The sequence below is a fragment of the Nostoc parmelioides FACHB-3921 genome (assembly GCF_014696625.1).
GTDB lineage: Bacteria > Cyanobacteriota > Cyanobacteriia > Cyanobacteriales > Nostocaceae > Trichormus > Trichormus parmelioides.
On sequence record NZ_JACJQL010000010.1, the window covers coordinates 17,319 to 31,836 of the forward strand.

Here is a 14,518-nt window from a genome sequence, read left to right on the forward strand (position 1 = left end):
ACTGTTGACTGTTAACTGTTAACGGTCAACAGCCCTCACGATGTATTATGCAACTTAAAAGCAGAATAGCTTATTCAAGCATTTTCAGGTGTTTCTGTATTGTAGAAGCCCAAGTCAACAGCTATATGACTCAAACAGTAATTATCACAGGCGCATCTCAAGGTATTGGCAAAGCCACAGCATTATTATTTGCCCGTCACAATTATAATGTTGTGCTGGCAGCTCGCCAACCTGATCGTTTAGAAGCGATCGCCACCGAGATACGGGAACTGGGACAAGAAGCGATCGCCATTTCTACCGATGTGAAAGATGCTACACAAGTCAATAACATGATGCAAAAGGCGATCGTTCATTTTGGTCAGGTAGATGTATTAATTAATAATGCAGGTATCTTTTGCTTGGGTTCTGTAGAAAATTTCAGTTTAGAAGATTGGCATCAAATTATTGATACTAATTTGTGGGGTTATATTCATACCATTCATGCCATACTGCCCCATTTTCTAAAGCGTGGCGCAGGAACTATTGTAAATGTCAGTTCTATTGGTGGTTTAGAACCTATTCCTTATCATGTGCCTTACACAGCCAGCAAATACGCCATAACAGGGTTAACAAAATCCCTACACGCAGAATTATCACCTAAAAACATTCACGTTAGCGGCATTTATCCCAGCTTCATCAGCACCCAACTTATGGAACGAGCAATTTTTCGTGGTAAAGATGAGGAAATAGCGCAAGCACGGACTGAATTAGTAGGTAAGGCGATTCAAATGCCTGTACTAGAAAAACCGGAAGACGTAGCCAAAGCAATTTGGAGTGCAGTCAAAGACAAGCGTTCTGATGTCGTCGTAGGTTCAGCTAACTTTTGGAAGGTGGCTTATCAATTGACTCCTAGTTTGATACAGTCTCTTGTCCGGCGCATCTTTGGCATGGAAGAACGCAAATAAGTTGATGCTCATCATACATACCCCCATTGTCTTTTGGTGTGGGCAAGATAATAATAAATGGTAATGCCTAGCTAGCGATCGCCACTTGCTTTTTCCGATTGGGACGCTTGCGGTCTGATTTATTCTTCAGTCCCACTGCTTGACCTTGATCACAATCTGAACCATATTTCATACCACTCCCTATCATAGTTAACACAGCATTGTGAAATTCTTACATACATTTTTAATGCAAGTGATTACACTTGCATAACAATGAAATATGATTTATTTTGCAGTTACTTTAGCTCAAGCTAACCAATTTTAGGAATTGTCCACATGAATCCAGTCTTCAACCAGCTACAAATAAATGGATATCGGGGTTTGAAGACGGTAGAACTGTCTCAATTAGGTCAAGTGAACATTTTAGTTGGTGACAATAATTCAGGAAAGACAAGTATTCTTGAAGCCATCTCAATTTTATGTAATCCTCTTGATCCATTTCAGTGGCTGGAAGTTTCACAAAGAAGAGTATATCTTGGTAGAACATTAGCCATTCCTCGACCTGATATCAACGCATTAAGATGGATTTTTCCGCAAAATACGACTTTTTCTCATGACGAAGATTATGAACAAGAAATATGTATCAAGACAAACGGAGATACTTCTATAATTGAAATTAAAGCCCAACTGGAAGAAATTTATAGTAGCGGAACAGAAAGCTCTAATAGTGAACAAATCAATGAAGATATTGTTTCTACTGAAACTGAATCTGTACGCTCAGGTTTAGAATTACAGGTTGTAGCATATCCAAAAACAGGGCAAACAAATTTATTTAATCATGAAGTAGGACAGCGAGAAATATTTCAATTCTGGGAAAATGAGCGATTTATTTGGCGGAGAAGAAATAAACCTTTTGTAAATAATGCAACTGTATCCCCTGCATATTCTTCATCCCAACCTATTTTAGAACGTCTAACACAAATAATTCTAGAAAATCAAGGTGGAAAAGAAGAAGTATTAGAGATAATTCAATGGTTTGATAGTAATATCATAGATATTGAAATATTATCTCAGTCTACAAATAGAGCAACCCTTTATATAAAACATCAACAATTAGGTCTTGCTCCTTTATATAAATTTGGTGATGGTCTTAAGCGAACTTTAATTATTGCTCTGACTCTTTTTTCTACTAAAAATGGTGTATTATTAATCGATGAAATTGAAACATCTATTCATGTTTCAGCTCTCACTAGAGTTTTTTCATGGCTCATTGAAGCTTGTTGTAGAAGAAACGTACAGCTTTTTGCCACAACTCATAGCCTAGAAGCTGTTGATGCTATGTTAAAAACAGATGTGAGTACTGATAATATTGTAGCTTTTCGATTAAATAGCCAAGGAAAACCACCACAAAGATTTTCTGGCAATCTTTTGCATAGACTACGTTCAGAGAGGGGGCTGGACATTAGAGGTAGTCATGGTTAAATATTCTTATATAGTGGCAGAAGGCCCACAAGATATTGAATTTTTAATTTGTTTGTTGAAACTTTCTGGTTTACGTCGCATAACTAAATTGTCAGCACTAGATTCATTTTGGGAACCGCTTGTACCAAAAACGTTTCCTATAGATGATGATTTAATGAAACGTGTACCTGTTCCAAATTTTTTGAAGAATGATCAACTATCCATTGCTTTACATAGTGCTACCGGAATTACACGTTTAGCCAATACAGTAGAAGAGAGTCTAGCATTAATTCCGTCTTCGGAAATTTTTGGTATAGGTTTTGTCTTAGATGCTGATAATAGTGAAACACCTCTTGAAAGATTTACAGAATTGATTAATAAAATCAGACCTCTTAGATTACCTTTGCCTTCAAAACTAGGCGAAGTTGCAAATAGTTCTCCACGATTAGGCATATTTATTATGCCTAATAATTGTATTCCAGGAACATTAGAAGATATTCTTATTGAATGTGCTAACTTAAACTATCCAGACTTACTTCAGTTGGCAAGCAATTATGTCTCCAGCATTAATACAGATCAATTAACTGAAAAGGATTTACATGAATTGAATAAGTTAGCAGGTAAAAATAAAGCAGTGATATCAAGTATCACCAGTATCCTTAAACCAGGCAGAACTTTACAAGTCTCGTTGCAAGATAATCGTTGGCTAAATGAAAAAACATTAAATTTAGAAAGCATAAACCTAATGAAAAAATTCTTGGAGCAAATTACAGGAATTACCTGAATCATAGAACTCTACAAACCAAATATAGGAATCCGGTTTGACTATTGTTGGCGTAGCCTGCGCTTGTCCATACAAATTTAAGTAGGGCTGTTGACAGACTTGAAAGTCTTGTGTTGTGAGGGTTTTATCTTGGCTTGATGTCCTAATCTATCTGCCTACGGCTATATTTCAGAAATTAAGTACGAATCCTAGATTTTCCTTAAAAGCAATTTAACTAATCACTTTCAACAAATACTGTGACAGCGTAAACGCGTCCACGCCTAACTCTGTACGCTCACTAGCTGCTAAAATACCGGCTTGCGCGTGCCACCATGCAGCAGTGGCTACAATATCTTCTACAGGTATTTCTTTATTTACCGCTTGTGCCAACAATCCACCCAATAACCCCGTTAACACATCGCCACTACCACCACGAGCTAAAGCCGGCGTACTTTCAGGGTTAATCCATACTGAACCTTGAGGATTGGCGATCGCAGTTCTCGCTCCTTTTAACAATACCACTGCACCGCTTTGTGCTGCTGCTTCCTGCACAGCTTTGACTCGATCATGTTTGGCATCAGAGACAAGGGGAAACAATCGTTGAAATTCACCTGTATGGGGTGTGAGTATTGTTGTCGCTTGGCGCTGTTGTAATGTGGGGATTGTTCCCAACTGTGCCAAAATATTCAACCCATCAGCATCAAGAACTAAAGGACGATCGCTTGCTAATACTTCTTCCACAATAGATGTAGCATCTTTCGTTAAACCAGGGCCGCAGGCGATCGCACTAAAGGAACTTAAATCTGTCTTCTCTGGTAATTGTAACTGGGCGATCGCTCCAGTTTCCGTCTCTGGGCAACCAATCACCAACGCTTCCGGCAAATGTGATACTAAAAGCTGCTTCAGGGATTCGGGTACAGCAATTGATAACATCCCTACACCGCTACCCCTAGCACCCAAAGCCGTCAAAATTGCCCCACCTGCATAACGCCGAGAACCACAGATTAACAGTAAATGCCCTTCCTTATACTTGTGCGTCACTGGTGGACGAGGTAAAGGCAAAGTAGATAAGGCTGTTGCTTGTGTAATGCGTTTAATCTTGGGTACATCTTGTAATACAGCTTGCACATCAGCCCAGGGAATATCAAAATCAATTAACTCGGCTTTACCTACATAATCTAAAGCCTGATCTTGCAACAAACCTTGTTTCCATAAACCTAAGCACAGGGTATAAGTTGCTCGGATTGCAGTCCCTAAAACTTCGCCTGTATCAGTGTGCAAACCTGAAGGCAAATCAATACTGATAATTGGCTTGTTCCATTCATTCAACTGATTAATTGCTGAAGCGATGGGATCGGTAATTGTTCTTTCTAAGCCAAAGCCAAATAACCCATCAACCAAAACATCACAATCTGGTAATTGCTCAATTTCTTGATAACAAGGAATTTCTAAACTTTGAGCATACTGCAAATGCTGTGATGTTAATTCCTTCAGCTGAACAAAAGGCAAATAAATCCAAACACCATAACCCTTAAAATGCAATTCCCTCGCCACAACCAACGCATCACCGCCGTTGTGTCCAGGCCCAACGAGGATTCCTATGCGGGCAAATGGAGGCGAAATCCTTACTTGTTCTCCTTGTCTACCTTGTTCAAAATTGGAAGATAAATCTTGAATGCGGTTAGCAATTAATCCTGCCACTTTCTCCATCAAAGCGGGTACGGGCATTCCTGCTGCAAATATTCGCCCTTCAATTTCCCGCATTTGTGCAGCAGTAACGATGACTAGGGAAATATGTTCTTTTTTAGTTGACATCATACCTGATTTGAATACTATAAACTCACTAGAAATTGTGGTTCCCTACTGTTGACAACAAAATATTTTTTCTTCATCTTGGCTTTATTTTCACTCATATAACGATTAAAAAATGATGCAATGTAAAGATTGTTATTTGGGATTGCCACATAACAATCACAAATAACAAGTTTTGAAAAACAAGGTAATTTTTGTTAATGACTGGGAAACATAGATATTGAGAGTAGTAGATTACTCAGTAGGTGTTCAGTATTTGTGGTATGGGTTAGATTCTTTGGCTGTCGGCGTTTTGGTTTATGGCGATCGCTAGTACTACCAAGACTAAATTGCCACAATTTCCTCTTAAGTATTATTGGTGACGCTTATGCTTCTTAATCGCTTCTGTCTTTCATTAAATGCTGATTTTACCAAGGTTTTAGTCAAGCGGAAACCTCAACTTTCCACATGGTCTATCTTGTTAAGTGCAATTATAATTGCGATCGCCAGTGCTGCTACTATTTATGAACTCAATCAATTAGCAGAACGCAGCAATGACAACAGATTGCTTTTGACTCGATTAAAAGAGCAAGTGAGCAGACTTAACGCCTTAGAATGGGAGGGCATTTCCAAAGGCGAAATTGATGAGGATTTAACCGAAGAGCTGGCAGAAAATCAGCAAAGTACAGACATAATTTTGCAGCAGCTACGACAAATTAAACCACAAAAAAATCTGGATAATATTTTTGCCCTCCATACAAGCTATCAACAAGCAATTGACAACGCTTTGCAGCTAGTTGCTCAAGGTAAAACCAAAGAAGCGATAAATGTTGATGCAAACGGCATTGATGAAATCTATGATGATTTATATGCTGAAGTAACAACCCTGGAACAAGTCTACGTAGCACAGAAACAACAGACTAGACAATTTGCAGACATTGGTACTACTTTTTGTTTGGTATTAGCAGGTGTAATTATTGGCACTTTGTCATACAAGTACAGCAAAAGCTTGTTGAACAAAAACCAACAGTTAGAAGCCGCTTTCCAAGAACTCAAACAAACCCAAGATCAATTGATTCAACAAGAGAAAATGGCAGCCTTAGGACAACTGGTTGCGGGAGTTGCCCATGAAATCAATAATCCCTTGGGTATTATTCAAGCATCAGCGAATAACACAGAACAAGCCCTGCAAGCAGCCTTGAGTGAACTTCCCTCTTTACATCAGCGTTTGAATACCCAAGAACAAGAAAGCTTTTTTCAACTCATCAATCAAGCGCTCAAAAACCAACCTGGGGCAGGTTTTCAAGGAGATCGTTCACTTAAACGCAAAATTACTGCTCATCTGCAAGAGCATAACATTGGAAATGCTAGAGATATTGCTGATCTCTTGATAGATATGGGCATTGCTGAAGATTGGGAGTCTTTGTTGCCTATGTTACAGGGTGATCATGGTGAATGGGCTTTACAGTTCGCTTATGACCTCTCTTGCTGTTTTAGCAATAATCAGATGATTCTCAATGCTGTTGATCGTTCTGCTAAAATCGTTTTTGCGCTGAAAAGCTATTCTCATTTTGATCAAAGTGGCAAAAAGCAGTTGATGCAGGTCACTACAGGACTAGAAACTACCATTGCCATCTATCAGAATCAACTGAAACGCAATATTCATGTAATCCGAGATTACCAGGATGTTCCCGACATTTGGGGATACCCCGATGAACTTATTCAGGTCTGGACAAACCTCATTTTTAATGCCATTCAAGCAATGGAATCGGGGGGGACGCTGACTATTACCACTCGTCAACAAGAAGAATATGTGGAAGTCAGCATTACAGATACTGGACTTGGTGTCCCTCCAGAAGTGCAGCAAAAAATCTTTGATGCCTTTTTTACCACCAAACCTGCTGGCGAGGGCAGTGGTCTGGGATTACACATTTGCAAAAAAATTATTGATAAACATCAAGGACAGATCAAAATGGAGAGCAATCCAGGTCATACTCAATTCAGTGTTTGCTTGCCCATATTGGTTTAGAAAACAAGAGGAAATTTAATTTATGGCTAATGCTGCTATTCTCTGTGTAGATGATGAAGTTTCTATATTAAAAGCTCTCAAGGAACAACTCAAAAGGTTATTTGGCAATCGATATGTTTACGAAGTTGCTCAAAGTTCTGAAGAAGCTTGGACGGTGATTGATGAATTGGAAGAGGACGAAATCAAAATTCTCATTATTGTCTCTGATTGGTTAATGCCAAATGTTAGAGGTGATGAGTTTTTGATCAAAGTTCACCAACGTTTTCCAGAAGTGATTACCGTTATGCTAACTGGGCAAGCCGACAAAGAAGCTATTGAACGTGCCGAACAGCAAGCTAATCTTTATGCCTGCATCCGCAAACCCTGGACAGAAGAAGAATTGAAGTCAATTATTAATTCAGCCTTAAAACCATAGCCGATTTCATTAGCTATTGTTGGTGTTAATAATGATTGGCACGCTCAAAAGCAAAAAACGGGGGTGTGGTAAATATCAGCTTTACCACACCCCCCTCAATACGGTTCGGATAAGCAGGGGAAGCAGAGGAGGCAGGGGAGGAAAGGAGGTTATTTTCATAATTTTTCTCTTCCCCTGCTTCTCTTCTCCCCTGACTTCCCCTGCCTGCCTTAACCGAGAAATCCCTTAACCGAACCGTATTGACACCTCCCTCATCTCTACACTAAAAACGGCCGTGCTAAGAAAAAGCTAGTAATTGACTTCGCGTCTATGGGTTCCCCGTCAAGAATGGCTCTTTCCAGTTCTTCTGGTGTTAAAAGTACAGTCTCAATATCTTCGTCATCATCTTGTTTTGGTGGTGTATCGAGCTTTTCCAAATCTCGTGCCAGAAAAGCATAAATAATTTCATCAGAATAGCCAGGGGCGAGGAAAAATTCGCCTAATTTATCCCACTTTTGGGCGCTATAACCAGTCTCTTCTTCTATTTCGCGTTTGACTGTTGTTAAGGGATCTTCTGTGGGTTCTAAAGTTCCTGCGGGAAATTCGAGTATCCGTCCTTGCACAGCAAAACGATATTGGCGGACGAGTACAAGTTTACCTTCTGGCGTTACAGGCACAGCTAAAGCGCCGCCGGGGTGACGAATGCACTCCCATTCTCCTTCAGCTTTGTTGGGTAAACGCAAGCGATTAACTTCAAAATCAAACTTGCGCCCTTTATAGAACAAGCGCTGTTTTAATAGCTGTGGTAATTCTCTACCTAATGGCATAATTAAGCTTGTTTTGTCTTAAATAGTACAGATAAACGCCGGAATTGATCGTTCTATCAGCGTTTTCTGCTCTGGGTAATGGTTTTAACTGCCCTTTAACAAATGTACATCAGAACAGTCTACCTTTTTTACCAGCTCTCTAATTACATATCCGGAAATTGGTTCTAACCAGCCGGGCGCAATCTCCGCTAGAGGTACTAAAACAAAGGCTCGCTCTTGCATTCGCGGATGGGGTATTTGGAGAGTTGGTGTATCAATAATTAAGTCATCATACAATAACAAATCTAAGTCTAGCGATCGCGGCCCCCAGCGTTCTTGACGCACCCGCCCAAATTTCTGTTCTATTGCTAGTAATGTTTCTAGCAATTCTATCGGACTCATCTGTACTTGTAAGGTGATGCAACCATTGATGTAGTCTGGTTGTGGCGGCCCCACGGCTTTAGTGATATACCAACTGGATTTTGCTGTTAGTTGAATACCTGCGATCGCCGCTAACTCTGCTGTAGCAGCTTCTAATATTGCTAAAGAATCACCAATGTTACTACCAAGAGCGATCGCGCTTGCCTGTATCTTTGGTTTAAACTCTGCATCGTGCTTTGTGAATATTCTTGGGCTATTTTTTTTGTTCTCAACAGACAATATTATTTACTGTATTGTTATTTTACAAACATTGATTACTTAAATACTATAGCACTCATGCCTACCTGAATGATGGCTTCTAGCTCTAGATCCCCGACTTCTCTAAACACTTGGGGATCACTTTCCTCAAAAATAATTGAAACCAGCTTTAAAAGCTTAAAAACGGTTATTATATCAGGGTTTGGCGTTTTTATAAAATAAAATCAATTAGGGCTTGATTAATTTTCTGAGGTAATTACAAGTTGAAATGTTGTTTGTTTAACATTTACTTTAAAAACATTTTTTGTAGCAATTAATTCAGTTAATTGTTTATAGGATATTATACTAACACGAACGTCTTGCACCAAACTCTAATCTATCCCTTAAGAGTTAGTGCAGAATATTCTGCACCGAACTAATGTGGAGAAACTTAACCTCCAGGTTCAAGCAATCAGTAAATAAATTTGAGTGACTCTGACAAGGGGGAACCGCGCTTGCCACCTAGTAATCGTTACGAGCAAGAGGAAACCACAAACGAAAACTTACCGCCAACGCAGGTGGTAAGACAAAGAAAACTATTCAACCAGATCAGTGGTATAACATCTGGGATTGTTACTAGGTTTACAAGCCGTGAACACCCATTTTATCGCCGTGTATGGTTTTGGGCGGGCTTAAGCGTAGGTGGTAGCATCATTGCCTTCAACTACTTATTAGGGGAAATCGATAAAACCTTACCTGATAAAGCGGAATTGCAAGCTGTCGTCCGTGAGCAAACAATTACGATCAAGGCTGTTGATGGCACTATCTTACAACAGCAAGGCGAAGCAACCAGAGAAAAAATCAATCTGGAGCAGATGCCTGAGATCCTCAAAAATGCTTTTATTGCCTCCGAAGACAGCAGATTCAGTCAGCATCAAGGTATTGACCCCCAAGGAATTGTCAGAGCAGCCGTAAATAATTTGCGATCGCAAAATGTGGTAGAAGGTGGTAGCACCATCACCCAACAGTTATCACGGATTCTTTTTCTCAAACAAGAGCGTACAGTTTGGCGCAAACTCAAGGAATTACGCCTTGCCCACAAGCTAGAACAAGAATTAACCAAAGACCAGATTTTAGAGCGTTATTTGAATTTGGTATATTTAGGTGCTGGGGCTTATGGTGTAGCAGATGCAGCCTGGGTATACTTCAGTAAACCAGTAGACCAACTTACTCTCCCGGAAGCGGCAACAATCGCGGGAATGCCCCCTGCACCGAGCTTATTTTCACCAGACAAAAACCCGGAAGCAGCCAAACAACGGCGAAACTTGGTATTGCAACGGATGGAAAAAGAGGGCTTTATTACACCAGCCCAAAAGCAAGAAGCTACCCAAGCAGAAATTACCCTCAAACCTAGTTTACCCAAGCGGTTACAAGTAGAATCCCCCTACTTCACCAGCTATATTCAGCAAGAATTGCCCAAGTACGTTTCCCCCCAAGTGTTAGCAAATGGGGGTCTAACAGTGGAAACCAGCTTAAACCCAACTTGGCAGCAAGCCGCAGAAGCAGCTGTTACCAAAACTTTACGCAATCAAGGACGATGGCAAAACTTCAAACAAGCCGCTTTAGTCGCCATTGACCCCCGTAATGGAGAAATCAAGGCAATGGTTGGCGGTCAAGACTTTGGTAAAAACCAATTTAACCGCGTGACCCAAGCACAACGCCAGCCAGGTTCCACTTTTAAGGGTTTTGTTTATGCTACCGCGATCGCTACTGGCAAAAACCCCAATGATACTTATGTAGATGCCCCCTTTGTAGTCGATGGCTACGAACCGAAAAACTATGGGGAAACCTTCCGAGGCACAATGAATATGCGCGATGCCCTCACCCGTTCGGTGAATGTGGTAGCGTTGAAAGTCATGCTAGATGTCGGATTTGAGCCAACAATTCAACTAGCCAAGAACATGGGGATTAAATCAAAACTCAATCCTCATTATTCTCTAGCCCTTGGTTCCAATGAAGTCAATCTCTTAGAGTTAACCAGCGCTTACGGCAGTTTTGCCACCCAAGGTTTACACTCAGAACCTCATGGCATCCGTCGTGTCCTCAACCGCAAAGGCGAGGTCATCTGGTCAGCAAACTTTGACTCGAAGCGAGTGCTTGATCCTACTAGTGCCGCTATTATGACCTGGATGTTACGTAACGTGGTCGAAGCAGGCACCGGTGCAGCCGCCCAACTGCCTAATAGACCAGTTGCTGGTAAGACAGGTACATCCGATGAAGCCCGTGATTTATGGTTTATTGGCTATATTCCCCAAGTAGTTACAGGGGTTTGGTTGGGTAACGATAATAATCGTCCTACTTATGGTAGTAGTGGCAGTGCTGCTTACACTTGGCATGAATTTATGGAAAAAGCTGTAGAGGGAATGCCAATAGAAAAATTTCCCGAAAGACCAAAACTGGCAGGTCGCAAAGGCAGCATTAAAGCAAAACCCATCAAAGCCAAACAAATCCTCAATCGTTCTCTTACACCTAATGAAGAATCACTTCAAGAGCCTGGTTCATCAACCAGACGCAGAAGACGTTCCCAACGATTAGAAGAAGCCACTCCCACTGATTCACCTAGAAGACGTAGACGGTATCGTAGCCAAGAATCTGTTTCCGGTGGTAGTGAAGAATCACCCCGCAGAAGACGGCGCAGACAAGTCGTACAGTCAGATACTTCAGAATCACCCCGTAGGTCTCGACGGTCTTCATCCACAGTAGGGAATAGTTCTGGCTCGGCAAGTTCTGCACCAACACCTTCCTGGCGGGAAAGACTTAGACCTAATTCATCCTCTTCTAACTAACTTAGGTTGTGAGCTAGTAGGCTAATACGCGCCCAAATTTCATAACTACTAGTAAGGGCTGTTAACTGTCAACAGTCAACAGTCAACAAACCTTATGACATAATTCCTTTTCTTGAGAGAGGTTTTCACATTCCCCAATTTCCCAATGGCTCGTACTCCCACCTTAACCTACGATCGCGGTACACTCATTCTGCATCCACCACCACGGGGCAAAGCCTGGATGGATTATGCTACGTGGGACGATAGGGTAGAAAAATTTCGGATTCCGGCGATGAGATACCGCGCTGTGGTGGAAGCACTACAAGCGGAAGATGTGTTTTTCATCGATGAAGCCAAGCAATTTTACCCCATAGATTTGGTTCCTAGTTTAGAAATGGAACCCTATCCCCATCAAAGTGAGGCTCTAGCAGCTTGGAAACTGGCGGGAAGACAGGGGGTCGTGGTACTACCAACGGCGGCGGGAAAGACTTATCTGGCGCAGTTGGCGATGCAGTCCACACCACGGACAACCTTAGTTGTTGTACCAACTTTAGATTTGATGCACCAATGGTATGCTCATTTGGTGGCAGCGTTTCCCGATGCTGAGGTGGGTTTACTAGGGGGTGGTTCACGGGACAAATCACCGATTTTGGTTGCAACTTACGATAGTGCAGCCATTCACGCCGAAGCCTTGGGGAATCAGTATGCTTTGATTGTGTTTGATGAGTGCCATCATTTACCTACAGATTTTAGCAAGGTGATTGCCGAATATGCGATCGCTCCCTACCGTCTGGGACTATCAGCCACCCCAGAACGCACCGATGGTAAACACGCCGATTTAAATATTCTCATTGGACAGGAAGTATACCGCAAACGTGCTGAGGATTTGGCGGGGAAGGCGTTGGCTGAACACGAAATTGTGCAGATTAAGGTGAAGTTATCCCAGCAGGAACGGGAAAGATATAACAATTTAATTCAAATTCGCAACGATTTCTTACGCCAATCCAAGGTTTCTTTGGGTAGTATACAAGGCTGGCAGATGTTTGTGCAGATGAGTGCGCGATCGCAATCTGGACGTAGAGCTATGTTAGCCCACCGAGAAGCTAAAGAAATCGCCTTGGGAACTGATAGCAAGTTGAGAATTTTAGCCAATTTACTCACCAAGCATTATCCAGAACGGGTGTTAATTTTCACGGCTGATAATGCTACCGTTTATAAAATATCTCAAGATTTACTTATTCCCGCCATCACTCATCAAACACCAGTCAAAGAACGCCACGAAATTTTAACTAGATTTCGAGAAGGTGAATATAATACTTTAGTTGCTTCCCATGTGTTGAATGAAGGTGTTGATGTACCGGCTGCTTCTATCGCCATTATTTTATCTGGGACAGGTTCAACTAGAGAATATATTCAACGTTTAGGTAGGATTTTACGTAAGGGAAATATTCAAAATAAACAGGCGATTTTATATGAAGTGATAGCGGAAGATACCAGCGAGGAAAATACTTCTGCACGGCGACGCGGGGAAGAAAGACAAGGGAATTTGCAGGTCATTTATGGTAGTGGGAAGGGATCAACTGCTAAAGCTGCCGAGCAAATAGAAATTAATTATGTAGTCGATAATTCATCAGCTAATAACCAGGGAAATGCTACCAACGGAACTTCTAAGTCATCGCCTAAACGGCGAAGAAATAATACCAAAAAGACTGAAGATTGATCAGAAAACTATTGATTTAACCAATGAATTAATCAGTTGTTTTCAAGCAGCACAAGGTAAGACTCAAGGCTTTTTAGAAAGTCAACTTTTGGATTTAGAAGGAGACGCTACAGATTATCGGGTAAAAAGAGGTTTAGCTTACATTATCAAAAGCAATTTCTGCACCTTTGAAGTAGTGAGTCCTTTAGAACCACCAATGTTAAGAGAAAGAGTGTTTTCTCTGGCTGCGAAATCCGCACCTAGTCGGGAATCAACACAACTAACATTGAGCAAAATTGCTGATGAATTAACTCAAGAATTAGAACGGGAAGTTTTACTAGAACAAGTCCGTGATGGACTTTATGCTGATTTGTCTGAAAATAAGATTCTGACAAACTTTGATATCCCCACACCAGTAGATATATTAAATCGCTATAACTTGTCCCAGGTGCAGGGAATATTTTATAAAGCGAGTAAGTTAATTTTAAATGCTCATCGCAATGTTCCAGGGGAATATAAACTGTTATTCCGCTATCTGAAGCTATTTCAACTCATGGCTTACATTGAAGGCGATGCTGACCACGGGTTTACAATTACCGTTGACGGCCCGACCAGCTTATTTAATTCTAGTACACGCTATGGGTTAGCGATCGCCAAACTCATCCCCGCCTTACTTCATGTCACCAAATGGAGTCTAGCAGCCACATTACAAACCCGTGATGTCTACACAGATACATGGAAAACAGGCAGATTTACCCTTAATTCCGAATGCGGTTTAGTCTCTCATTACTCCAAAGGTAAACCCTACGATAGTATGTTAGAAGCATCCTTTGCAGATAAATGGGATGCCTTAAAAACAGCATGGGTATTAGAAAGAGAAGTAGATTTAATTCCCATTCCTGGGAGTGTGATGATTCCCGATTTTCGCTTAGTTCATCCTGATGGTAGAGAATTTTTATTAGAAATAGTTGGTTATTGGCGACCAGAATATTTACAAAAGAAGTTTTCCCAAGTGCGGCGTTCTGGTTGTGATAATTTAATCTTGGCTATTTCGGAAAGATTGAATTTGGAAAAAGCCGGAGTTAAGTTAGATAATGTGCCGGCAAAAATCATTTGGTTTAAAGATAAATTATTACCAAAATCTGTTTTAGCTGTGTTGGATTAAACTATCAAGTAAGCTATTCTGCTTTTAAGTTGCACAATCCATTG

Annotated in this window: 11 protein-coding genes; 8 read left to right on the forward strand and 3 right to left on the reverse strand. The window is 41.0% G+C overall.

All coding sequences use genetic code 11. The features are described from left to right. Positions 1-125 precede the first annotated feature (125 nt). From H6G14_RS09160 to H6G14_RS09170, 3 genes are all read left to right on the forward strand, one after another. Entirely contained in the window at positions 126-944 is an 819-nt protein-coding gene (locus tag H6G14_RS09160) for an SDR family NAD(P)-dependent oxidoreductase (protein ID WP_190567033.1), read from the forward strand. Between the two features lie 315 nt (positions 945-1,259). Next, complete coding sequence (locus H6G14_RS09165; protein WP_190567034.1) at positions 1,260-2,405, forward strand: AAA family ATPase; 1,146 nt, start codon at positions 1,260-1,262, stop codon at positions 2,403-2,405. Further along, positions 2,398-3,168, forward strand: a complete 771-nt coding sequence (locus H6G14_RS09170) for a DUF3226 domain-containing protein (RefSeq protein WP_190567035.1) — start codon at positions 2,398-2,400, stop codon at positions 3,166-3,168. Before H6G14_RS09165 ends, H6G14_RS09170 begins: the two co-directional genes overlap by 8 nt. A gap of 210 nt (positions 3,169-3,378) precedes the next feature. Here the strand turns inward: H6G14_RS09170 and H6G14_RS09175 are convergent, their stop codons facing one another. After that, a complete protein-coding gene (locus H6G14_RS09175; protein ID WP_190567211.1) occupies positions 3,379-4,962 on the reverse strand; it encodes an NAD(P)H-hydrate dehydratase in 1,584 nt (527 codons plus the stop codon). Positions 4,963-5,326: 364 nt separating this feature from the next. On the opposite strand from H6G14_RS09175, the gene H6G14_RS09180 reads away from it, so the two are divergent. Beyond that, on the forward strand, positions 5,327-6,967 hold the full coding sequence (locus H6G14_RS09180; RefSeq protein WP_199326098.1) for a sensor histidine kinase: 1,641 nt from the start codon (positions 5,327-5,329) through the stop codon (positions 6,965-6,967). Between the two features lie 22 nt (positions 6,968-6,989). Beyond that, the gene (locus tag H6G14_RS09185; RefSeq protein ID WP_190567039.1) at positions 6,990-7,382 is read left to right on the forward strand and encodes a response regulator; all 393 of its coding nucleotides are present in this window, start codon (positions 6,990-6,992) and stop codon (positions 7,380-7,382) included. A gap of 257 nt (positions 7,383-7,639) precedes the next feature. Here H6G14_RS09185 and H6G14_RS09190 read toward each other — a convergent pair whose 3' ends face one another. Both H6G14_RS09190 and folK read right to left on the reverse strand, forming a co-directional pair. Continuing rightward, positions 7,640-8,188, reverse strand: a complete 549-nt coding sequence (locus H6G14_RS09190) for an NUDIX hydrolase (protein WP_190567043.1) — start codon at positions 8,186-8,188, stop codon at positions 7,640-7,642. Between the two features lie 84 nt (positions 8,189-8,272). After that, a complete protein-coding gene (gene folK, locus H6G14_RS09195; RefSeq protein WP_190567213.1) occupies positions 8,273-8,794 on the reverse strand; it encodes a 2-amino-4-hydroxy-6-hydroxymethyldihydropteridine diphosphokinase in 522 nt (173 codons plus the stop codon). Positions 8,795-9,300: 506 nt separating this feature from the next. Between folK and H6G14_RS09200 the strand changes: the two genes are divergently transcribed. From H6G14_RS09200 to H6G14_RS09210, 3 genes are all read left to right on the forward strand, one after another. Then, the gene (locus H6G14_RS09200; protein WP_190567215.1) at positions 9,301-11,631 is read left to right on the forward strand and encodes a transglycosylase domain-containing protein; all 2,331 of its coding nucleotides are present in this window, start codon (positions 9,301-9,303) and stop codon (positions 11,629-11,631) included. Positions 11,632-11,776: 145 nt separating this feature from the next. After that, complete coding sequence (locus tag H6G14_RS09205; protein WP_190567045.1) at positions 11,777-13,330, forward strand: DEAD/DEAH box helicase family protein; 1,554 nt, start codon at positions 11,777-11,779, stop codon at positions 13,328-13,330. Further along, positions 13,260-14,474, forward strand: coding sequence for a DUF790 family protein (locus H6G14_RS09210; RefSeq protein ID WP_190567047.1), 1,215 nt, complete (start codon positions 13,260-13,262; stop codon positions 14,472-14,474). Before H6G14_RS09205 ends, H6G14_RS09210 begins: the two co-directional genes overlap by 71 nt. Positions 14,475-14,518: the final 44 nt, after the last annotated feature.

What these genes read in the sequence shown, in the direction of transcription:
- H6G14_RS09160 (WP_190567033.1), top strand. Translation starts at nt 126, where the DNA reads ATGACTCAAACAGTAATTATCACAGGCGCATCTCAAGGTATTGGCAAA.
- H6G14_RS09165 (WP_190567034.1), top strand. Translation starts at nt 1,260, where the DNA reads ATGAATCCAGTCTTCAACCAGCTACAAATAAATGGATATCGGGGTTTG.
- H6G14_RS09170 (WP_190567035.1), top strand. Translation starts at nt 2,398, where the DNA reads ATGGTTAAATATTCTTATATAGTGGCAGAAGGCCCACAAGATATTGAA.
- H6G14_RS09175 (WP_190567211.1), bottom strand. Translation starts at nt 4,962, where the DNA reads ATGTCAACTAAAAAAGAACATATTTCCCTAGTCATCGTTACTGCTGCA.
- H6G14_RS09180 (WP_199326098.1), top strand. Translation starts at nt 5,327, where the DNA reads ATGCTTCTTAATCGCTTCTGTCTTTCATTAAATGCTGATTTTACCAAG.
- H6G14_RS09185 (WP_190567039.1), top strand. Translation starts at nt 6,990, where the DNA reads ATGGCTAATGCTGCTATTCTCTGTGTAGATGATGAAGTTTCTATATTA.
- H6G14_RS09190 (WP_190567043.1), bottom strand. Translation starts at nt 8,188, where the DNA reads ATGCCATTAGGTAGAGAATTACCACAGCTATTAAAACAGCGCTTGTTC.
- H6G14_RS09205 (WP_190567045.1), top strand. Translation starts at nt 11,777, where the DNA reads ATGGCTCGTACTCCCACCTTAACCTACGATCGCGGTACACTCATTCTG.
- H6G14_RS09210 (WP_190567047.1), top strand. Translation starts at nt 13,260, where the DNA reads ATGCTACCAACGGAACTTCTAAGTCATCGCCTAAACGGCGAAGAAATA.